This window comes from Sphingobium amiense (assembly GCF_003967075.1).
GTDB lineage: Bacteria > Pseudomonadota > Alphaproteobacteria > Sphingomonadales > Sphingomonadaceae > Sphingobium > Sphingobium amiense.
The window spans coordinates 2122218-2142319 of sequence record NZ_AP018664.1; the positions used below are offsets into that span (position 1 = coordinate 2122218).

Below are 20102 nucleotides of genomic sequence, written 5' to 3' on the forward strand. Positions count from 1 at the left end.
CCGGGGGAGACGAACTATGGCTGAACATACGATCAAGGCTTTCGACGAGGAAATCGACACGCTGCGGGGGCTGATCGCCGAAATGGGCGGACGGGCCGAAGCGGCGATCGAGAATGCGATGGTGGCGCTGCTGCGGCAGGATCGCGACCTTGCCGCGCAGGTGGTCGCCGACGACAAGCGCATCGACGCCATCGAGGCGGAGGTCGAAAAGCTCGTCATTCAGGTCATCGCGCTGCGTGCGCCGATGGCCAACGACCTGCGCGACGTGATCGCGGCGCTCAAGATCGTGAGCGTGGTCGAGCGGATCGGCGACTATGCCAAAAATATCGCCAAGCGCGTGCCGCTGATCGCCACCAACAGCCGGACGATGGAGCCGGTGTCGCTGCTCCCGTCCATGGGGCAGGTCGCGGGCGAGATGGTGCACGACGCGCTCAACGCCTTCGCCGCGCGCGATCCCGATCTGGCGCTGGCGGTGGTCGAGCGCGACACCGTGGTGGACGATTTCTACAACAGCGTGTTCCGCACGCTCGTCACCTTCATGGTCGAAAATCCCAAGACGATCAGCGAGTGCGCGCATCTGCTGTTCGTCGCCAAGAATATCGAACGCATCGGCGACCATGCGACCAACGTCGCGGAGATGGTCTATTATGCCGCGACCGGCCAGACGCTGCCCGACCGCGAGCGCCGCCAAGATCTGCAGCCGGAGGAATAGCGCATGGCACGGGCCAGAATGCTGCTGGTGGAGGATGACGCGGCGCTCGCCGAACTGCTCATCTGGCATTTCAAGCGCGAGGATTTCGAGGTCGCGCATACCGTCGATGGCGAGGAAGCGCTGCTGATGGCGCAGGAGAGCACGCCCGACATCGTGCTGCTCGACTGGATGGTCGAAAGCCTGTCGGGGATCGAAGTGTGCCGCCGCCTGCGCCGGATGAGCGGCACCGCCAATGTGCCCATCATCATGCTGACCGCGCGCGGCGAGGAAGAGGATCGCGTGCGCGGCCTCGAAACCGGGGCGGACGATTATGTGACCAAGCCCTTCTCGCCCCGCGAACTGGTGGCGCGGGTGGGCGCGGTGCTGCGCCGGGTGCGTCCGGCGCTGGCCGGGGAGACGCTGACCTTCGCCGATGTCGAAATGGACACGGTGGGGCACAAGGTCCGCCGCAGCGGTCAGGTGATCCCGCTCGGCCCGACGGAGTTCCGGCTGCTCAAGCATTTTCTGGAGCATCCCGGCTGGGTCTTCTCGCGCGAGCGGCTGCTCGACAGCGTGTGGGGGCAGGACAGCGACATCGAACTGCGCACGGTGGACGTGCATATCCGCCGCCTCCGCAAGGCGATCAACGGCGATGGCCGCTATCAGGACATCATCCGCACGGTCCGGTCGGCGGGCTATGCGCTCGACACCGACGGAGCGGGCTGAGCGTCAGCCTGCCCCTGCCGCCGCCGGATAGGCGTGGAGTTGCGGGAAGACGTCCTCCGGCTGCTTGATGTCGGGCAGGATGTAGACGTAGCCGCCCTTCTTCGCGAACAGCGGGCTGACCTGCGCATAGAAGCGTTTGGGCACGTTGATGCAGCCGAAGGTGATGCGGTTGTCGGCAATGTCGGGGCTGAGCATCCGGGCGACGCGCTTTTCCTTCGGGTTGCCGGGCGGGATGGTGTGGAGCGCCACCGAAGTGGCGTAATCGACCCAGAGCACGCGGGTCTTGCCCGCCGCGACCCCGAATTTCGCGAGAAAGCGCCCCGCTGGCGTCGTCTTTTCCGCCGGGCCGATCTCCGCCAGCGACTTGGCGCCGATGCCGGGCGTGGCGTCGTCGCCCGCCATGATGCCGATCAGCACGGGCGCGTCGGCGATGCGTTCGCCCTTCGCGTTGAACAGCCAGATGCGGGCGGACTGCTTGTCGATGATGGCGTAGGGCAGCCTGCCATTGTCGCGCGCCGACCCGACCCAGCCCATGACCCGCTGCGCCGGGGGCGTGGGATCGACGGTCATTTCAGTAGCGTCGGGCTGTCTGGCCGGTTTGGCCGGTGCGGCTGCGGCCTCCTTGCCCTTGCGCGGCTTCTGCGCGGCGAGGGCGGGCGGCGTGGCTGCGAGAGCGACGATCGAGAGCGCCATCGCGAACGACGCCTGCGGCAATTTCATCATGGAAGGTGGCGACTCATGTGGAAGGGCCGGAGCTTATGCCAAGCCCCGGCCCTTTTCCAATCTCGTATCAGTTGCGCGGGCGCTTGCGCTGCGCTTCGGCCATCCGCTGTTCGACGCCATCGACGCGCGCGCCGAGCTGGTCGAGGCGCTGACCGTTCTGCTGCGCCAGACCCGAGGCCGAGCGCGCTTCGCCCAGCGCCTGCTGCGCGGTGGCGTCGGTCTGCTGGAGCTTGGAGTCGAGCGCATCGACGCGCTGGTTCACGGTGGCGACCTGCTCGCGCACGAAGCCCTTGGTGGCGCAGCCGCCAAGGCCCAGCGCGCCGACCAGCACGAGCGAGAGGGGAACGATCTTCTTGACGGAAGGCGACATGGTTATTGCTCCTTTAATTTTCCAGGCGAAACGTTTCCAAGCGGAACAAGCATCATCCGGCAAGAAAGGTTCCGACGATTTGTGCATCACGCCCGACCAGTCGAGCAAGATGAACGGATTGAAAGAAAAGGATTTTTCACCTTAAGTTTAAGAAAAACGCCCCGACATCATGGTCAGGGCGTTGCTTTACTTGCACTTTCGCGGCGGCGGTCAGGCCGCTTTGCGCGCCTTGAGCAGTTTCTTCATCAGCATGTCGCGTTTGAGGCGCGAGAGGTGGTCGATGAAGAGAATCCCCTCCAGATGATCCATCTCATGCTGGAGGCAGGTGGCGAGCAGGCCTTCGAGCTGCTCCTCATGGATGCGGCCTTCGCGATCCATCCAGCTTGCGCGGATGACGGCGGGACGCTCCACTTCGGCGAACTGGTCGGGGACCGACAGGCAGCCTTCGTTATAGACCGAGAGGTCTTCGGAGCCTTTCAGGATTTCCGGGTTGATGAACACCATCGGCTTCTTGACCGGTGGCGCGCCTTCTTCGTCGGACTCGGGTTCCTGAAGATCCATCACCAGCACCCGCTTGGGCACGCCGACCTGGATCGCGGCAAGGCCGATGCCCGGCGCGTCATACATGGTGTCGAACATGTCGTCGATCAGCGTCTGCAGATCGTCGTCGATGGTCTCGACCGGGGTCGAGATGGTGCGCAGGCGCGGGTCGGGTGCTTCGAGAATGGGACGGATTGCCATGGTCCGAACATAGGCGGAACGCAGGATCGATTCAAGCCGGAGGCGGCGGGGTGTTCATGATCCCTGTTCGCTTAACTTCGCATATTTCCCGCAAGTTTTGACATAGTATTTCCTATACCGGACATTTTCTTGCGCACGCCTCCCTCGCGTGCACCCTGCCGGGATAGGAGACAAGGCAAAGGTAGGACAGGTCAGGCCATCGGCCGGCGCGCGCGCAGCGCCTGCGCCAGCGTGCCTTCGTCGAGATAGTCGAGTTCGCCGCCGACCGGCACGCCATGGGCAAGCTGCGTCAGGCGAATGGGGAAGCGCTCCAGCCGCTCGGCAAGATAATGGGCGGTGGTCTGCCCCTCCAGCGTGGCGTTCATCGCCAGCACCACCTCGTCGATGCCGCCCGCCTCCACCCGCGCAACCAGAGCGTCGATGCCCAAATCCTCTGGCCGCACCCCTTCCAGCGCGGAAAGCCGCCCGCCCAGCACATGAAAGCGGCCGGGGAAGAGGCGCGAGCGGTCGAGCGCCCAGAGGTCCGACACATCCTCCACGACACAGAGCGCGCGGGCGTCGCGGCGCGGATCGGCGCAGATGCCGCAGGGATCGACGGTGTCGACATTGCCGCAGATGCCGCAGGTGACAAGCCGTTCGTTCACCGCCTCCAGCGCGCGCAGCAACGGCTCCATCGCGCTTTCCCGGCGTTTGAGGAGGTGCAGCACCGCGCGGCGCGCCGAGCGGGGGCCAAGGCCGGGCAGACGGGAGAGCGCCTGCGTGAGGGCGTCGATTTCTGGTGAAGCCATGGACCGAGATAAAGTGTTGCAACTGTCGCACACAAGGGCTTTGAGGACGCGCTATGCGGATAATCTATATGGGCACCCCCGATTTCGCCGTTCCGGCCCTCGATGCGCTGATCGGCGCGGGGCATGAGGTCGTCGCGGCCTACAGCCAGCCGCCGCGCCCGGCGGGCCGGGGCAAGGGCTTGCGCCCCTCCCCCGTGCATCAGCGGGCCGAAGCGCTGGGGATCGAAGTGCGCACGCCGCTGTCGCTGAAGGAGGCGGACACGCAGGCGGCATTCGCCACGCTCGACGCCGATGTGGCGGTGGTGGCGGCCTATGGGCTGATCCTGCCGCGCGCGATCCTCGTCGCGCCGCGCAATGGCTGCATGAACATCCACGCCTCGCTGCTGCCGCGCTGGCGGGGAGCAGCGCCGATCCAGCGGGCGATCCTGGCCGGGGACAATGTGACCGGGGTCACGATCATGGACATGGAAGCGGGCCTCGACACCGGACCGATGCGCGCCAAGCATGTGACGCCGGTGGAGGACAAGACGGCGGGCGGGCTGACCGCCGAACTGGCGGAAGCGGGCGCGGACCTGATGGTCGAGGTGCTGGACGATATTTCGCTGCATCCGCCGATGGCGCAGCCGCAGGAGGGCGTGACCTATGCCGCGAAGATCGACAAGGCCGAAGCGCGGATCGACTTTGCCAAGGGCGCGCATGGCGTCGAGCGGCAGGTGCGGGCGTTCAATCCCGCGCCGGGCGCTTTCTTCCAGTATCGCGGCGAGCGGTTCCGCATCCTTGCCGCCCATGTCGAGCATCATGGCGGGGAGCCGGGCGTGCTGCTGGACGACAGCCTGCTGATCGGCTGCGGCGCGGACGCCATTCGCCCGACGCTGATCCAGCGGGCGGGCAAGGGCGCGATGAGCGCGGGCGAACTGCTGCGCGGCTATGAGATGCCCGCGGGCAGCCGCGTCGATCCGTGATCCGTCCATGACCCGTTTCGCCTTCACCGTCGAATATGATGGCCGCCCCTTCATGGGGTGGCAGCGGCAGGCGCACGGGGCCAGCGTCCAGCAGACCGTCGAGGACGCGATCCATCAGGTGACGGGCGAGCGGGTGGCGGTCCACGCAGCAGGGCGCACCGACGCAGGCGTCCATGGCCTTGGCATGCGCGCCCATGCCGATGTGGAAAAGCCGATCGCGCCGTTTCGCCTGATGGAAGCGCTCAACGCCGTGATGCGGCCCGCGCCGGTCGCGATCCTAGATTGCGTCGAGGTGCCGGGCGACTGGCATGCGCGATTTTCCTGCATCGGGCGATCCTATGTCTATCGCATCGCCAACCGCCGCGCGCCGCTGACCTTCGAGGAAGGGCTGGTATGGCGGGTGATCCAGCCGCTCGATGCGCAGGCGATGCACGCGGCGGCGCAGGTGCTGGTGGGGCGGCATGACTTCACCACATTCCGGTCGGCGCACTGCCAGTCGGACAGCCCGGTCAAGACGCTCGACCGGCTGGATGTGGAGCGTGACGGCGACCGCATTGCGATCTACGCGGCGGCGCGGTCCTTCCTCCACCATCAGGTGCGGTCGATGGTCGGCTGCCTCGCGATGGTGGGCATGGGGCGGTGGAGCGCGGACGATCTGCGCGCGGCGCTGGAGGCGCGGGACCGCGCGGCGCTGGGCCTCAACGCGCCGCCGGACGGGCTGTATTTCGTGCGCGCGGCCTATGCCGGAGCGGAGACGGCGACGCGGACCTGATTTTTTCCCGCGCGCTTGGCGGTCAGCATTGCCGTGTCGGCCCGCGCGATCAGGCTGTCCAGCCCGGACTCGCCTGCCTCCGCAACGGCGAGGCCGATGCTGCCGGTGATGCCCCTGCCGCAGCCGGCAAGCGCAGTGCAGAGCCGCTGCGCCCGGTGCAGCGCGCCGTCAGCGTCCTCATCCAGCATCAGCAGCACGAACTCGTCGCCGCCCAGCCGCGCGATCAGGTCGCTTTCGCCCGACGGTGCGCGCAGAAGCCGGGCCACCTCGACCAGACAGGCGTCGCCTGCGCCATGGCCTTCGCGGTCGTTGAGCTGTTTGAACCCGTCCAGATCGAGGAAGACAAGCGAGCATTGCGGGAGCGAGGCTCCCGTATCGCCGATCCGGTCCCGCGCGCGCGAGGCAAAGCCGCGCCGGTTGAGCAGACCCGTCAGCGGATCGTGGATCGCCTCGAAACTCGCCTGCCGCAGTTCGGACAGATCCTCGATCACCGCGACATAGAAATCCGGTTCGCCTGCCTCGTCCCGCGCCATGGCGACGGTCAGATTGACCCAGATGATCGCTCCGTCTGCGCGGATATATCGTTTTTCCATCGAATAGCGCGGCAGTTCGCCAGCGTTCAGCCGCGTGAGCAACGCTTCGTCCGCGCGCAGATCGTCGGGATGGGTGATCTGCTGGAAGCCGGTGCGGATCAGCGTGTCGGCATCATAGCCGCTGATGGCGCAGAAGCGCGGGTTGACCAGCAGGAAGCTGCCGTCCAGCCCGACATGCGCCATGCCGACCGGCGCATGGTGAAAGGTGGCGTCGAACCGGCGGCGGGCGCGGGCCAGTTCCGCCTCCATCGCCCCGTAGCATTGAGCGGCGGTCTCGCGCGCCAGTAGATCGACGTCATGCCCCTGCGCGGGCGCGGAAAACTGCTCGTGCCAATGCCTGCTCATCCCCGACTCTTTGCCGCGAAACTGGTAAACATGACCTTATCGAAGCGGTGGCCGCAGAAAATTTCAGGAGAGGCGGGTGCGGAACGGGGTGAAGTCGGTGTGCTCGTCATAAATGTCCAGCCCCTCGCGCCGCTTGACGAAGCCGACCACGGCATAGGTGACGGGGGTGAGCAGCGCTTCCCAGCCGACCTTCATCGCCCAGTTCGTCACCATCACCGTCACGACCTGCGCATCGGTCCACTGGCCGTAGAAGGCGAGCGGGTAGAAAAGGATGCTGTCCACCCCCTGCCCCACCACGGTCGATCCGATGGTGCGCATCCAGAGATGCTTTCCCTGCGTCAGGATCTTCATCTTGGAGAGGACGAAGCTGTTGGCGAACTCTCCCGCCCAGAAGGCGCACACCGACGCGAAGACGATGCGCCATGTGCTGCCGAACACGGCTTCATAGGCTTTCTGGTCGGGCCAGCCTTCGGCGGGCGGCAGGGCCACCACGACCCAACTCATCCCCGCCATGAACAGCATAGCGGCGAACCCCGCCCAGACGCAGCGCCGCGCGCGGGCATAGCCATAGACTTCAGTGAGCACGTCGCCCAGCACATAGCCCAGCGGAAAGAAGAGGATGCCGGCGCCAAAGGTGAAGCCGCCCACGCTCGACAGCTTGGCCGCGCCGATCAGGTTCGAGAGCAGCAGGATGGTGACGAACGCGCCCATGAAAAAGTCGTAATAGCGCAGCGGCCGTTCCCCCAGCGCGCCTGCGTCGATCCGCTGCAATGTCCCGTCGCTCATGGCCGCGATGATTATCGGCTGCCCTGCCGATTGCAAGCGGCGCGCGCGGCCGCTATTCGCAGGGCGCTGCGGCCCCGTAGCTCAGTTGGATAGAGCATTCGCCTTCTAAGCGAATGGTCGCAGGTTCGAATCCTGCCGGGGTCGCCAATCCTTGCCTTCGCTTTCCAGATAGGCCTGCGCTTCCTCGCGCAGCCGGGCGCGGGTGGCGTATTGCTGCGCCATTTCCCAGTGCAGCCGGGCGGCAAGCGGGTCGGTGAGCGTCTGCGCCGTCTTCAGCTCCTGCTGTTCGCGGCGGCGATAATAGAGGATGTCGTCGTCCTCGTGCATCTTCTGTCTCCCGTCTGTTCCCGTCTGTTCCCGTCTTCATGCAACCATTTCGGATGGCGATCCATTACCTGGATCAAGACGGGGACAGACCGGACAAGCCGTCCGCGGCTCAGAGAATCGTCTGGCCGGTCTTCGCCCAGTCGGCGGCGAAGCCTTCGAGACCCTTGTCGGTCAGGACGTGCTTCGACAGCATGCGGATGACCGCCGGGGGCGCGGTGATGACGTCCGCGCCGATCTTCGCGCAGTCGAGGACGTGGATGGGGTGGCGCAGCGAGGCGGCGAGGATTTCGGTCGTGAAGCTGTAATTGTCGTAGATGAGGCGGATGTCTTCGATGAGGGCGAGGCCGTCGAAGCCGTTGTCGTCATGGCGGCCGACGAAGGGCGAGATGAAGGTCGCGCCCGCCTTCGCCGCCAGCAGCGCCTGATTGGCGGAGAAGCAGAGGGTGACGTTGACCTTCGTGCCCTCTCCGGTCAGCGCCTTGCAGGTCTTGAGACCGTCGATGGTGAGCGGGACCTTGATGCAGACATTGTCCGCGATCTTCCGCAAGATTTCGGCTTCCTTCATCATCGTCTCATGATCGAGGGCGACGACTTCGGCGGAGACGGGGCCGTCCACCACGCCGCAGATTTCCTCGATCACTTCGAGGAACTTGCGGCCCGACTTGTGGATGAGGGTCGGGTTGGTTGTGACGCCATCGAGCAGGCCGGTGGATTCCAGATCGCGGATTTCGGCGATGTCGGCGGTGTCGACGAAGAATTTCATGGCTGTCCCCTGACAAGCAAAGTGATTCGTTGGCTGCGCCTATAGCGTCTCCCGCCTGTCCTGTCCTACATGGGGCGGAAATGTCCCGCGCCCGTGTCCTCCTGCTGAACGCTGCCCTCGGTCCCCTCGACTATCGCGTGCCCCACGGGATGCGCGTGGAGCCGGGCAGCATCGTCGTCGCGCCGCTGGGTCCGCGCCAGTTGATCGGCGTGGTGTGGGAGGAGAACAGCTTCCCGCAGGTCGAGACGGTGGGCGACAACCGGCTGCGCAACCTGCTGGAGGTGGTGGACGCGCCGCCGATTCCGGAACCGCTGCGGCGGCTGATCGAATGGACGGCGGACTATTATCTCTCGCCGCCCGCCGCCGTGCTGCGGATGGCGCTTTCGTCCATGTCCGCGCTGGAGGGCGCGCGGACGGTCATCGAGTATAAGGCGACCGGCGCGGTGCCCGAGCGCATGACCGAGCAGCGGGCGCAGGCGCTGGAGCGGATCGGCGAGCGGCAGGGGCTGATCCGTGAGCTGGCGATGATCGGCGGAGTGAGCGACGCGGTGATCCGCGGCCTCGTCAGGCAGGACATCTTCGAGGCGGTGGAGGTGAGCGTGGATACGCCCTTTCCCACGCCCGATCCGGACCATGCGCCGCCCGCCCTGTCGGAGGCGCAGGCGGCGGCGGCGGGGCAGATGGCAGATGCGGTGCGGAGCGGGGACTTCGCGCCCTTCCTGCTCGACGGCGTCACCGGGTCGGGCAAGACGGAAGTCTATTTCGAGGCGATTGCAGCGGCGATCCGCGCGGGGCGGCAGGTGCTGGTGCTGCTGCCCGAGATCGCGCTGACGGAGCCTTTCCTCGAACGGTTCGAGAAGCGTTTCGGCACGATTCCCGTCAACTGGCACAGCGGCCTTCGGCAGAGCGAGCGGCGGCGGGCGTGGCGCGCCATCGCGAGCGGGCAGGCGCAGGTGATGGTAGGCGCGCGCTCGGCGCTGTTCCTGCCCTATCCGAAGCTCGGCCTCATCGTCGTGGACGAGGCGCATGAGGCGAGCTTCAAGCAGGAGGATGGCGTTCACTATCACGCGCGCGACGTGGCGGTGATGCGCGGCCTGATCGAGAAATTCCCCGTCATCCTCGCGTCCGCCACCCCCGCCATCGAGACGCGGCATCAGGTGGAGCTGGGCCGCTATGCGGAGATCAGGCTGCCGTCGCGCTATGGCGGGGCGGAGATGCCGGACATTCACGGCATCAACCTGCTGACCGACCCGCCCGAGCGGGGCCGCTGGATCGCGCCCGAACTGGTCAAGGCCATCGACGAGACGCGGGCGAAGGGGGAACAGAGCCTCCTCTTCCTTAACCGGCGCGGCTATGCGCCGCTGACCTTGTGCCGCCATTGCGGCTATCGCTTCCAGTGCCCCAATTGCACAGCGTGGATGGTCGAGCATCGGCTGACCCACCGGCTCGCCTGCCATCATTGCGGGCATGTGACGCCAGCGCCCCGCCATTGCCCGGAATGCAAGGAGGAGGATTCGCTGGTGGCCTGCGGCCCCGGCGTCGAGCGGATCGCGGACGAGGTGAAGGCGCTGTGGCCCGACGCGCGCACCGCCATCGTCACCTCCGATACGCTCTGGTCGCCGGCAAAAGTCGCGGATTTCGTGAAGTCGGTGGAAGCGGGCGATATCGACATCATCGTCGGCACGCAGCTCGTCACCAAGGGCTATCATTTCCCGAACCTGACGCTGGTGGGCGTGATCGACGCCGATCTGGGGCTGGAGGGCGGCGACCTGCGCGCGGCGGAGCGCACATTCCAGCAGATCGTGCAGGTGGCGGGGCGCGCCGGGCGGGGGCAGAAGCCGGGCCGCGTCTTCATCCAGACGCGGATGCCCGAGAGCGAGGTCATCAAGGCGCTGATCGACGGGGATACCGAGAGATTCTACGAGGTCGAGACGGAGAACAGGCGACGCGCGAACGCCCCGCCCTTCGGCCGGTTCGCCGCGATCATCGTGTCGAGCGAGGATGCGGACGAGGCCGCGCAGACCGCGCGCCTGATCGGCAAGTCCGCGCCGGCGATCGAGGGGATGCGGGTCTACGGCCCCGCCCCTGCTCCGCTGGCGGTGCTGCGGGGGCGGCACCGGCATAGGCTGCTGATCCACGCCAGCCGACAGGTCGACGTGCAGGGCGCGATCCGGGAATGGCTGGGCAATATCGCCTGGAAATCGGGCACGCGGGTGGCGGTGGACGTCGATCCCTACAGCTTCATGTGATGGGAAGCCCCGTTCCCAGCCCCTGCCGCGACCTCTGTGCGCTCGACGCGGCGCGGCAGACCTGCACCGGCTGCGGCCGCACGATGGACGAAATCGCGCGCTGGAGCGGCATGACCGACGCCGAACGCACGGCGATCATGGCGCGGGTGCGGGGTTTCAGGCCGCGCTGACTGAGGCGGACTGCGCCCTGCGGCGACGGGACACCGTGGATGCTTCTTCCTCATGATCCTGCGGTGCGCCCAGAAACTGCGCGACGGTGCCGCCAGAGCGGTCCGGACGGTCACGGAAGAAAAAGGACAGCATTTCATGCACCCACACGCGGCGGCCCATGCGATAATACCATCGGATCGCATGCCGCAATTTGGGATCGCGGTGCCATATCCATCGCCGCAGGGCGCGCGGGCGAAGCTGCGCGACCGCCTCTATCGCCTTGACCCAAAGGAACAGCCGCCAGCGCGGCATCGTGCGCATGCCGAGCACCTGATGCTTGTAATCCCATCGCGTCAGGTCGGACTGCACCACGGTCTTGTCGGCTGCGATCCGGTAATAGGGGGTCCAGCGATGCGGCGTCACGTAAAGCGCCTGAATCTGGTCGGCGTCGTAGGCGACGAGCTGGCGCAACCCGCGCAACAGATCGGGGTCGGTCTGGTCATCGAAACCCGCCACCCATGTGACCATCGACAATATGTCATGCTCCCGCAGCAGCCGGATCGCCTCCCGGTCGGTCGCGACCGCTCCGCCCTTGCGGATCAGCGCAAGCGTCGCTTCATCGGTATTCTCCATGCCCAACAGGAACCGCTCAAATCCGGCTTTCTTGTAGAGATGCAGGATGTCGGCATCGCGCACGATATCATCGGCGCGTGTCGATCCGACCAGCGTCACATCTATGTCCTCCGCGATCAGCGCTTCGAGAAACGCCTTCCAGGGCTTGCGGCCCGCGCTGGGGTTTTCGTCGGCGAAATTGAAGACCTGCACGCCCTGTTCGCGATGGAGCCGCGCGATCTCGCCCGCCAGCAAAACAGGATCACGGTGTCGCCATCGCGTCCAGAAGCCGCGCTGACCACAATAGTTACAGAGATGCGGGCAGCCGCGCGAAAACTGGATCACTACGGCGCGCTTGCCGCCCCAATAGCTGTAGCGGCTATGGTCGATGAGTTCCCAGCCAATCCGGTAGGCATCGAGGTTCGTGATGACCGGCGCGGGCGAGGTGCCGACGATCTCTCCGTCCCGGCGGAACGCGATACCGGCAATGTCGTCGAGCGCTGCGCCCGCCTCGAGGGCCGCCATCAGCCGGCGCACCGTTTCCTCTCCTTCGCCGCGCACGATGGCGTGAACATACGGTTCCGCAGCAAGGATTTCGCGCCAGAAATAGGTCGGATGCACGCCGCCGTAGAGGATGAAGGTTCGAGGAAGAACCTGCGCTACCTGCGCGGCTACCGCGCTGATGATAGGCTGCGCCGAAGACGATCCGGAGTGGCCGAAGAGAACTGCATCGGGCGCCCGGCGAACGATCTCGTCAATCAGGTCCGGCAACGGCACTGGACCATGTTCGCCATCGAGCAATGCCACGTCATGTCCGCTGTCTATCAAAGAGCCGCCTACATAAAGCAGCCCCAGCGGCGGCAACTGCTCCTTTGGTATCCGACTGCCGATGGCGGGATGAGGCACATTGACCAGCAAGATTCGCAATCGACACCCTTTCCTTTCTCGCGTCTCTATCCCAGCACAGTGTTAAAGGGATGAAAACAGGAGAATTTTGGATGTCGTTCCTTCAGCTTTCCTCTTTCTCCCGATCCAGCAGCGCACGCTTGCGCTCCAGTCCCCAGGCGTAGCCGCCGAGGCCGCCGTCGCTGCGCAGGATGCGGTGGCAGGGGATGAGGACGGCGAGGCGGTTGTCGCCGCAGGCGGTGCCCGCCGCGCGGACGGCGGCGGGGCGGCCGACGGCGGCCGCGAGCTGCGCATAGCTGCGCGTCTCGCCGGCGGGAATTGCGCGCAGGGCCGCCCACACGGCCTGCTGAAAGGCGGTGCCGCCGACATCGAGCGGCAGGTCGGGCGCTGCGGCGGGATCATCGACCAGCGCCGTGATTGCGCCAGCCAGCCTGTCGAGGGCGGCGTCGGCGGGGCGCAGGTCGGCCTGCGGGAAGGCGGCGCGCAGGTCCGCCTCGCCCTCGCCGAAGCTGATGCGGCAGAGGCCTTTGTCCGTTGCGGCGACCAGCATCGGGCCGAGGCTGCTGTCCGCCACCTTCCACCGGATCGTGACGCCGCGCCCGCCTTCCTTCCATGCGCTAGGCGTCATGCCCAGATGCGCCCGTGCGTCGGCATAGGCGCGGCTGGGCGCTGCATAGCCTGCGGCGTAGATCGCGTCGGTCACATTATTCTCCTTTTCCAGCGCCGCCTTGAGCCGTCCGGCCCGCAAGGCGCGCGCATAGGCGGCGGGCGTCGCGCCGGTGGCGCGGCTGAACAGGCGGTGGAAATGATGCGGGGCATAGCCGACCTGCGCCGCCAGCGCCTCCAGCGAGGGCATCTCCTCCGCCGCTTCGATGAGGGCGACGGCGCGCTCCACCGCCAGCCGGTCGCGCCCCAGCTCATCGGGGCGGCAGCGCAGGCAGGCGCGGTATCCCGCCGCCCGCGCCGCCGCGCCATCGGGCAGGAAACGCATATTCTCACGCCGGGGATGGCGGGCGGCGCAACTGGGCTTGCAGTAGATGCCCGTGCTCGTCACGCAGCCCACGAAGCGCCCGTCGAAAGCGCGGTCGCGGCGCAGGAAGGCGTCCCAGCAGGCGTCGTCGTCAGGCGGCAGGGGCGAAGGGGGCGCAAGAGCGGTCATCTGGTTCATAGCCTATGCTATAATGCGCCCGCGCGCGCCATGCTTCCCGCGCCTTGCGTTCAAAGCGGCGCGTATCGTCTTTTCCCGATTGCGCGGGACACCGCTTCGCATATGAATGCGCGACGATGCTTCCTGTCCTGCGCCGCCTCGCCCTGATCCTCGCCCTGCTCGCTCCCGCCGCCGCGCGGGCCGAAAGTCAGGACATCGCCGCCGCCGCGCGCGGGGTGGTGCGCGTGGCGCTGGTCGCGACGGACGGGTCGGAAGCCTATTTCGTGGGACATGGCAGCGGCTTTGCGGTCGCGCCGGACAAGATCCTGACCAACGCTCATGTCGTCGAGCTGGCGCGCGAGGAAAAGAACCTCGTCATCGGGGTCATCCCGTCGGAGGGCACTAAGACCTATGGCGGGCGGATCATCGCCTATTCGCCGGGCAACGACCTGGCCCTCATCCAGCTGGAGCAGGGCCGCCTGCCCGTCAGCACATTTTTCGCGGGAGCCGTCGCGGACGGCCAGCATGTCACCGCCATCGGCTATCCCGGCACGGTGGACCGGGCGCAAGGCCTCGGTCTCAAGCAACTGGTCGAGCCGCTGGCGACGGTGAAGACGAGCGGCAACATTTCGGCAGGCCGGGCGAGCCGCAGCTTCGACACCCTGCTCCATACCGCCCCGCTCGCCGCGGGGAACAGCGGCGGGCCGCTGGTGGACGATTGCGGGCGGGTGCTGGGGGTCAACAGCTTCGGGTCGGTGTCGGACGGCAATGACGCCGAGTTCGGCTTTGCCGTGTCGTGGCGCGAGGTCGCGTCCTTCCTGCGGCAGGCGGGGGTGGCGTCGCTGCACACGGTGGTTCCGTGCCGGTCGATGGCGGAGGCCGACGCCGCCGAAGCGGCGCTGACCCAGCGGGAAGCGCAGGCCAGCGAACAGAAGGACCGGGCGAGCGCCGAGGCGCGCGACGCCGCGCTGACGAAGGCGCGGGAGGACGCGGCGCAGGACATCATCACCGCGCGCGAAAATGTGATGGCGGGGGCGGCCGTGCTGCTGGCGCTCGCGGTGCTGGGCATGGGCGCGGGCGGGCTGTTCTACACGCAGGGCAAGGAGAAGCAGGCGGTCTGGTTCCTGGCGGGCGGCGGCGTGGCGATGCTGGGCGCCCTCGGCCTGTTCCTGCTGCGCCCCAGCTTTTCGGGCATCGACGAGCGGGTGAAGCTGCCGGAAGACAGGGGCGTCACCAGCAACGGCGCCTATGCGTGGGCCGGCGACAATGTGTGCAGGGTCGACCTCAATCGCAGCCGCCTCACGGTGTCGCAGCCCAACGATGTCGGCTTCAACTGGACCGAAGGCGGCTGCGTCGACGGCAATATGCAATATGTCGCCAGCGGATCGGCATGGCAGCGCACCGCCATCCCCGACGAGGGCAATTATGTGACCGCCAGCCAGTTCGACCCGGCAACCGGCACGCTGCGCATCGAACGCTGGCTGCCCGACCTCGACACGATGGACAAGGTTCGCGCGCTGACGAAGGACAAGGGGTTCGCCGGATGCGGCGGCGACTCAGACCTGCTCACCCGCATCGCCGGGCTGCGCAGCGATGTCGCCGCGCTGCTGCCCGCGCAGCCCAACGAGCGGATCGTCTATCATTGCCAGAAGGGCCGGCTGGCGCCTGTCGATCCGGCGCCCTGACGGCGCGGCGACGGCGGAAATACTCATGCAAATAAGCCGGTTCCGGCACTTATGGCCGAATCATGTCACGCGACTTGCATAGTCACAATGTCGCTGCTAACCGGCCCGCACAGGGGCACGGGACGGGATTAGCCCGCGCCCTCTTTTTGCATGACTGGCATGAACGACAGGCCGGTGCGTCAAACGGAGGACGGTAGAAGCGTGGAGATGAGCGGCGGTATTCAGGCCAGTCTCAGCGGCCGCTACGCGGTGGCGCTGTTCGATCTGGCGCGCGACTCGAACGCGCTCGACACGGTGGCGGGCAGCCTCGCCGCTTTGAAGGCCGCCGTCGCGCAATCGGCGGATTTCAAGGGGCTTATCAACAGTCCGGTCCTCAGCCGCGATGCAGCAGGCAAGACGATCGGCGCGGTCGCATCCTCCATGGGCATCGACCCGCTCACCACGAAATTTCTGGGCGTGCTGGCGCAGAACCGCCGCCTTGCGCAGCTTCCCGCCGTCATCCGCGCCTATGAAACGCTGCTGTCGAATCACAAGGGCGAGGCCCGCGCCGAAGTGACGAGCGCGCACCCGCTCGACGCCGATCAGGTCGCGGCGCTGGCCCGCAACCTGCGCACCCGCGTCGGCCGCGACGTCGCCATCGACGCGAAGGTCGACCCCGCGATCCTGGGCGGGCTGGTCGTCAAGATTGGCAGCCAGATGATCGACAGCTCTATCCGCACCCGACTGAACACCCTCGCCATGGCGATGAAAGGCTGAAGGCTTACAATCATGGACATCAACGCCGCAGAAATTTCGAAGGTCATCAAGGACCAGATCGCCAATTTCGGCACCGAAGCACAGGTCAGCGAAGTCGGCTCCGTGCTGACGGTGGGCGACGGCATCGCCCGCGTCCATGGCCTCGACAATGTGCAGGCCGGTGAAATGGTCGCCTTCGCCAATGGCGTGCAGGGCATGGCGCTGAACCTCGAAGCCGACAATGTCGGCGTCGTGATCTTCGGATCGGACGCCGAGATCAAGGAAGGCGACACGGTCAAGCGCACCGGCACCATCGTCGACGTGCCCGTGGGCAAGGGTCTGCTGGGCCGCGTCGTGGACGGCCTTGGCAACCCGATCGACGGCAAGGGGCCGATCCAGTACACCGAGCGCAAGCGCGTGGAAGTCAAGGCGCCGGGGATCATCCCCCGCAAGTCGGTGCACGAACCCGTGCAGACCGGCCTCAAGGCCATCGACGCCCTCGTCCCTGTGGGCCGCGGCCAGCGCGAACTCATCATCGGCGACCGCCAGACCGGCAAGACCGCCGTCGCCATCGACACCTTCATCAACCAGAAGGGCATCAACGCGGGCGACGATGAGAGCAAGAAGCTCTACTGCATCTACGTCGCCGTGGGTCAGAAGCGCTCGACCGTCGCGCAGATCGTCAAGCAGCTCGAGGAAAATGGCGCGATGGAATATTCCATCGTCGTCGCCGCGACCGCTTCGGAACCCGCCCCGCTCCAGTATCTCGCGCCCTATACCGGCGTCACCATGGGCGAATTTTTCCGCGACAACGGCATGCACGCCGTGATCGTCTATGACGACCTTTCCAAGCAGGCGGTCGCCTATCGCCAGATGTCGCTGCTGCTGCGCCGCCCGCCGGGCCGCGAAGCCTATCCCGGCGACGTCTTCTATCTGCACAGCCGCCTGCTGGAGCGCGCGGCGAAGATGAACGACGCCAACGGCGCCGGCTCGCTGACGGCGCTGCCGATCATCGAGACGCAGGCGGGCGACGTGTCGGCCTATATTCCGACCAACGTGATTTCGATCACCGACGGCCAGATCTTCCTCGAAACCAACCTCTTCTATCAGGGCATCCGTCCGGCCATTAACGTCGGCCTTTCGGTGTCGCGCGTCGGCTCCGCCGCGCAGACCAAGGCGATGAAGAAGGTGTCCGGCTCGATCAAGCTGGAGCTGGCGCAGTATCGCGAAATGGCGGCCTTCGCCCAGTTCGGCTCGGACCTCGACGCTTCGACGCAGAAGCTGCTCAATCGCGGTGCGCGCCTCACTGAACTGCTCAAGCAGGCGCAGTTTTCGCCCCTCCCCTTCGAGGAGCAGACCGCGTCGATTTTCGCTGGCACCAACGGCTATCTCGACGCGATCCCGGTCAAGGACGTCAATCGCTACGAGGAACTGATGCTGGCCTATCTGCGCCACGATCACCCCGAAGTGCTGACCGCGATCCGCGACAGCAAGGATCTGGGCGACGACGCGAAGGCCAAGCTCAAGGCCGCGCTCGACGCGTTCGGCAAGACTTTCGCTTAATCGACGTTATGCGCCGCGCCGGTTCGTCCGGGGCGGCGCCATGAAGGGTGCAACATGCCCAGCCTCAAGGAACTGAAACTTCGCCGTGACCCGGTGAAGTCCACGCAGAAGATCACCAAGGCGAAGCAGATGGTCGCCGCCGCGAAGCTGCGCAAGGCGCAGGCCGCCGCCGAAGCCGCGCGCCCCTATAGCGAGCGTCTGGAAGCCGTGGTCGCCAGCCTTGCGACCAAGATTGCGGGCGGATCTGGCGAAGGCGCTTCGCCGCTGCTCGCTGGCACCGGCAAGGACGATGTGCACCTGCTCGTCGTCGCCAACTCCGACCGTGGCCTTGCGGGCGCGTTCAACGCCAATATCGTCAAGGCCGCGCTGGCCAAGGCGCGGGCGCTGGAGCTGGACGGCAAGAAGGTGCTCTTCTACCTGGTCGGCCGCAAGGGCCGTCCGGTCATCAACCGCACCTATCCCGGCAAGATCGTGCACCAGTTCGACACGACCGGCACCAAGGAACCCGGCTTCGCACAGGCGCAGGAGATCGCGCAGGAACTCTCGCAGATGTTCCTCGACGGCAAGTTCGACGTCGCGCACCTCTTCTACTCGCGCTTCAAGTCGGCGCTGGCGCAGATCCCGACCGAGCAGCAGATCATCCCGGTGAAGATCCCGGCGGACGCGGACCGCAACGCCATCCCCGCCACAGTCGAATATGAACCGAGCGAGGAAGCGATCCTCGACGACCTGCTGCCGCGCAACGTGTCGATCCAGCTTTTCAAGGCATTGCTGGAAAACAATGCGTCGGAACAGGGCGCGTCGATGACCGCGATGGACAATGCGACCCGCAACGCCGGCGACCTCATCAACAAGCTCAACATCCAGTATAACCGCAGCCGCCAGGCCGCGATCACCACCGAACTGGTCGAAATCATCTCGGGCGCCGAAGCCCTCTAAGTGCAGGCAAGGACATCAGTCATGGCAACCACCAATAATGTAGGCCGCATTTCGCAGGTCATCGGCGCCGTCGTCGACGTGACCTTCCCTGATGCGCTCCCGTCGATCCTTTCGGCGCTGGAAACCAGCAACAACGGCCAGCGCCTCGTGCTGGAAGTCGCCCAGCATCTCGGCGAGAACACCGTCCGCACCATCGCGATGGACTCGACCGACGGTCTGACCCGCGGTCAGGAAGTGACCGACACCGGATCGCAGATCAGCGTTCCGGTCGGCCCCGCGACGCTCGGCCGCATCCTGAACGTGGTCGGCGAGCCGATCGACGAGCGCGGCCCGGTCGCGACCGACCTCAAGTCGCCGATCCACGCGAAGGCTCCTGAGTTCGTCGACCAGTCGACCGACGCGTCTATCCTCGTCACCGGCATCAAGGTCATCGACCTGCTCGCCCCCTATGCGAAGGGCGGCAAGATCGGCCTGTTCGGCGGCGCGGGCGTGGGCAAGACCGTGCTCATCCAGGAACTCATCAACAACATCGCGAAGGGCCATGGCGGCACTTCGGTGTTCGCGGGCGTGGGTGAGCGGACGCGCGAGGGCAACGACCTCTATCACGAATTCCTCGACGCGGGCGTCATCGCCAAGGACGCGGACGGCAACGCGATCAGCGAAGGCTCCAAGGTCGCGCTGGTCTACGGTCAGATGAACGAGCCGCCGGGCGCGCGCGCGCGCGTCGCGCTCTCGGGCCTGACCATCGCCGAATATTTCCGCGACGTCGAAAATCAGGACGTTCTGTTCTTCGTCGACAACATCTTCCGCTTCACGCAGGCGGGCGCTGAGGTGTCGGCGCTGCTCGGCCGTATTCCTTCGGCGGTGGGCTATCAGCCGACGCTGTCGACCGACATGGGCGCGCTGCAGGAACGCATCACCTCCACCAACAAGGGGTCTATCACCTCGGTGCAGGCCGTCTACGTTCCCGCGGACGACCTGACCGACCCGGCGCCTGCAACGTCGTTCGCGCACCTTGACGCGACCACGGTTCTCAACCGCGCCATCTCCGAACTCGGCATCTATCCGGCGGTCGATCCGCTCGATTCGACCAGCCGCGTTCTCGAGCCGCGCGTCGTGGGTCAGGAGCACTACGAAACCGCCCGCGCGGTGCAGGCGATCCTCCAGAAGTACAAGTCGCTGCAGGACATCATCGCCATTCTGGGCATGGACGAGCTGTCCGAAGAGGACAAGCTGACCGTCGCCCGCGCGCGCAAGATCCAGAAGTTCCTGTCGCAGCCCTTCCACGTCGCCGAAGTTTTCACCGGCATCAGCGGCAAGTTCGTCCAGATCGAGGACACCGTCCGCTCGTTCAAGGCGGTGGTCGAGGGCGAATATGACCACCTGCCCGAAAACGCCTTCTACATGGTCGGCGGCATCGACGAGGCGGTCGAAAAGGCCAAGAAGCTGGCTGCGGAAGCGGCGTAGGATGAACCATTCCCCTCCCGCTTGCGGGAGGGGTTATAGGGGAGGGTCTGTCTGGGGACGGC

At 66.3% G+C, this 20102-nt stretch carries 21 protein-coding genes and 1 tRNA gene; 13 read left to right on the forward strand and 9 right to left on the reverse strand.

Features of this window, described 5'->3' with window-relative positions; translation table 11 throughout:
* Positions 1–16: 16 nt before the first annotated feature.
* Both phoU and phoB read left to right on the forward strand, forming a co-directional pair.
* The gene (gene phoU / locus SAMIE_RS10205) at positions 17–712 is read left to right on the forward strand and encodes a phosphate signaling complex protein PhoU (RefSeq protein WP_066701386.1); all 696 of its coding nucleotides are present in this window, start codon (positions 17–19) and stop codon (positions 710–712) included.
* Positions 713–715: 3 nt separating this feature from the next.
* Positions 716–1417 carry a phosphate regulon transcriptional regulator PhoB gene (phoB, locus tag SAMIE_RS10210; RefSeq protein ID WP_066701385.1) on the forward strand — a complete coding sequence of 234 codons (702 nt, stop codon included), beginning with the start codon at positions 716–718 and terminating at the stop codon, positions 1415–1417.
* A 3-nt stretch (positions 1418–1420) separates the two neighbouring features.
* Here the strand turns inward: phoB and SAMIE_RS10215 are convergent, their stop codons facing one another.
* Both SAMIE_RS10215 and SAMIE_RS10220 read right to left on the reverse strand, forming a co-directional pair.
* Positions 1421–2140, reverse strand: a complete 720-nt coding sequence (locus tag SAMIE_RS10215; protein ID WP_174522239.1) for a hypothetical protein — start codon at positions 2138–2140, stop codon at positions 1421–1423.
* A gap of 67 nt (positions 2141–2207) precedes the next feature.
* Positions 2208–2510 carry a hypothetical protein gene (locus SAMIE_RS10220; protein ID WP_066701384.1) on the reverse strand — a complete coding sequence of 101 codons (303 nt, stop codon included), beginning with the start codon at positions 2508–2510 and terminating at the stop codon, positions 2208–2210.
* Here SAMIE_RS10220 and SAMIE_RS23400 point away from each other — a divergent pair.
* Entirely contained in the window at positions 2509–2655 is a 147-nt protein-coding gene (locus tag SAMIE_RS23400) for a hypothetical protein (protein WP_157077772.1), read from the forward strand. The genes SAMIE_RS10220 and SAMIE_RS23400 overlap by 2 nt on opposite strands.
* A 65-nt stretch (positions 2656–2720) precedes the next feature.
* Here SAMIE_RS23400 and def read toward each other — a convergent pair whose 3' ends face one another.
* Together def and recR are read right to left on the reverse strand one after the other, a co-directional pair.
* On the reverse strand, positions 2721–3251 hold the full coding sequence (def, locus tag SAMIE_RS10225; RefSeq protein ID WP_066701383.1) for a peptide deformylase: 531 nt from the start codon (positions 3249–3251) through the stop codon (positions 2721–2723).
* A 191-nt stretch (positions 3252–3442) separates the two neighbouring features.
* Positions 3443–4039 (reverse strand): recombination mediator RecR, encoded by a 597-nt coding sequence (recR, locus tag SAMIE_RS10230; protein WP_066701382.1) that lies wholly within the window; start codon positions 4037–4039, stop codon positions 3443–3445.
* Between the two features lie 53 nt (positions 4040–4092).
* Here recR and fmt point away from each other — a divergent pair, with 53 nt between their 5' ends.
* Both fmt and truA read left to right on the forward strand, forming a co-directional pair.
* Positions 4093–5001, forward strand: a complete 909-nt coding sequence (gene fmt, locus SAMIE_RS10235; RefSeq protein WP_066701381.1) for a methionyl-tRNA formyltransferase — start codon at positions 4093–4095, stop codon at positions 4999–5001.
* A 7-nt stretch (positions 5002–5008) separates the two neighbouring features.
* Positions 5009–5773, forward strand: a complete 765-nt coding sequence (gene truA / locus SAMIE_RS10240) for a tRNA pseudouridine(38-40) synthase TruA (RefSeq protein WP_066701380.1) — start codon at positions 5009–5011, stop codon at positions 5771–5773.
* Here the strand turns inward: truA and SAMIE_RS10245 are convergent.
* Both SAMIE_RS10245 and SAMIE_RS10250 read right to left on the reverse strand, forming a co-directional pair.
* Positions 5740–6711, reverse strand: a complete 972-nt coding sequence (locus SAMIE_RS10245; protein ID WP_066701379.1) for a GGDEF domain-containing protein — start codon at positions 6709–6711, stop codon at positions 5740–5742. The two genes, truA and SAMIE_RS10245, sit on opposite strands and share 34 nt — an antisense overlap.
* Positions 6712–6774: 63 nt before the next feature.
* Positions 6775–7497 (reverse strand): queuosine precursor transporter, encoded by a 723-nt coding sequence (locus SAMIE_RS10250; protein ID WP_066701378.1) that lies wholly within the window; start codon positions 7495–7497, stop codon positions 6775–6777.
* A 70-nt stretch (positions 7498–7567) separates the two neighbouring features.
* Here SAMIE_RS10250 and SAMIE_RS10255 point away from each other — a divergent pair.
* Positions 7568–7644: transfer RNA gene (locus tag SAMIE_RS10255), tRNA-Arg, on the forward strand.
* A gap of 289 nt (positions 7645–7933) precedes the next feature.
* Here the strand turns inward: SAMIE_RS10255 and fsa are convergent.
* Entirely contained in the window at positions 7934–8587 is a 654-nt protein-coding gene (gene fsa / locus SAMIE_RS10260; protein ID WP_066701377.1) for a fructose-6-phosphate aldolase, read from the reverse strand.
* Between the two features lie 80 nt (positions 8588–8667).
* Between fsa and SAMIE_RS10265 the strand changes: the two genes are divergently transcribed.
* Together SAMIE_RS10265 and SAMIE_RS10270 are read left to right on the forward strand one after the other, a co-directional pair.
* Positions 8668–10836: a primosomal protein N' gene (locus SAMIE_RS10265; protein WP_066701376.1), complete on the forward strand. Its 2169-nt coding sequence runs from the start codon at positions 8668–8670 to the stop codon at positions 10834–10836.
* Positions 10836–11006 carry a DUF1289 domain-containing protein gene (locus SAMIE_RS10270; RefSeq protein WP_066701375.1) on the forward strand — a complete coding sequence of 57 codons (171 nt, stop codon included), beginning with the start codon at positions 10836–10838 and terminating at the stop codon, positions 11004–11006. The genes SAMIE_RS10265 and SAMIE_RS10270 overlap by 1 nt, the downstream gene beginning before the upstream one ends.
* Here SAMIE_RS10270 and bchE read toward each other — a convergent pair.
* Together bchE and ada are read right to left on the reverse strand one after the other, a co-directional pair.
* Positions 10993–12525 carry a magnesium-protoporphyrin IX monomethyl ester anaerobic oxidative cyclase gene (gene bchE, locus SAMIE_RS10275; protein WP_066701374.1) on the reverse strand — a complete coding sequence of 511 codons (1533 nt, stop codon included), beginning with the start codon at positions 12523–12525 and terminating at the stop codon, positions 10993–10995. The genes SAMIE_RS10270 and bchE overlap by 14 nt on opposite strands.
* 82 nt (positions 12526–12607) lie before the next feature.
* Positions 12608–13672 (reverse strand): bifunctional DNA-binding transcriptional regulator/O6-methylguanine-DNA methyltransferase Ada, encoded by a 1065-nt coding sequence (gene ada / locus SAMIE_RS10280; RefSeq protein ID WP_066701373.1) that lies wholly within the window; start codon positions 13670–13672, stop codon positions 12608–12610.
* A 116-nt stretch (positions 13673–13788) separates the two neighbouring features.
* Between ada and SAMIE_RS10285 the strand changes: the two genes are divergently transcribed.
* The 5 genes from SAMIE_RS10285 (at position 13789) to atpD (ending at position 20040) form a co-directional block, all read left to right on the forward strand.
* On the forward strand, positions 13789–15336 hold the full coding sequence (locus SAMIE_RS10285) for a S1C family serine protease (protein WP_066701372.1): 1548 nt from the start codon (positions 13789–13791) through the stop codon (positions 15334–15336).
* A gap of 201 nt (positions 15337–15537) precedes the next feature.
* Positions 15538–16092, forward strand: coding sequence for a F0F1 ATP synthase subunit delta (locus tag SAMIE_RS10290; protein ID WP_066701371.1), 555 nt, complete (start codon positions 15538–15540; stop codon positions 16090–16092).
* A gap of 12 nt (positions 16093–16104) precedes the next feature.
* Entirely contained in the window at positions 16105–17634 is a 1530-nt protein-coding gene (gene atpA, locus SAMIE_RS10295) for a F0F1 ATP synthase subunit alpha (protein ID WP_066701370.1), read from the forward strand.
* A gap of 54 nt (positions 17635–17688) precedes the next feature.
* Complete coding sequence (locus tag SAMIE_RS10300) at positions 17689–18573, forward strand: F0F1 ATP synthase subunit gamma (protein ID WP_066701369.1); 885 nt, start codon at positions 17689–17691, stop codon at positions 18571–18573.
* A 21-nt stretch (positions 18574–18594) separates the two neighbouring features.
* On the forward strand, positions 18595–20040 hold the full coding sequence (atpD, locus tag SAMIE_RS10305) for a F0F1 ATP synthase subunit beta (protein ID WP_066701368.1): 1446 nt from the start codon (positions 18595–18597) through the stop codon (positions 20038–20040).
* Positions 20041–20102: the final 62 nt, after the last annotated feature.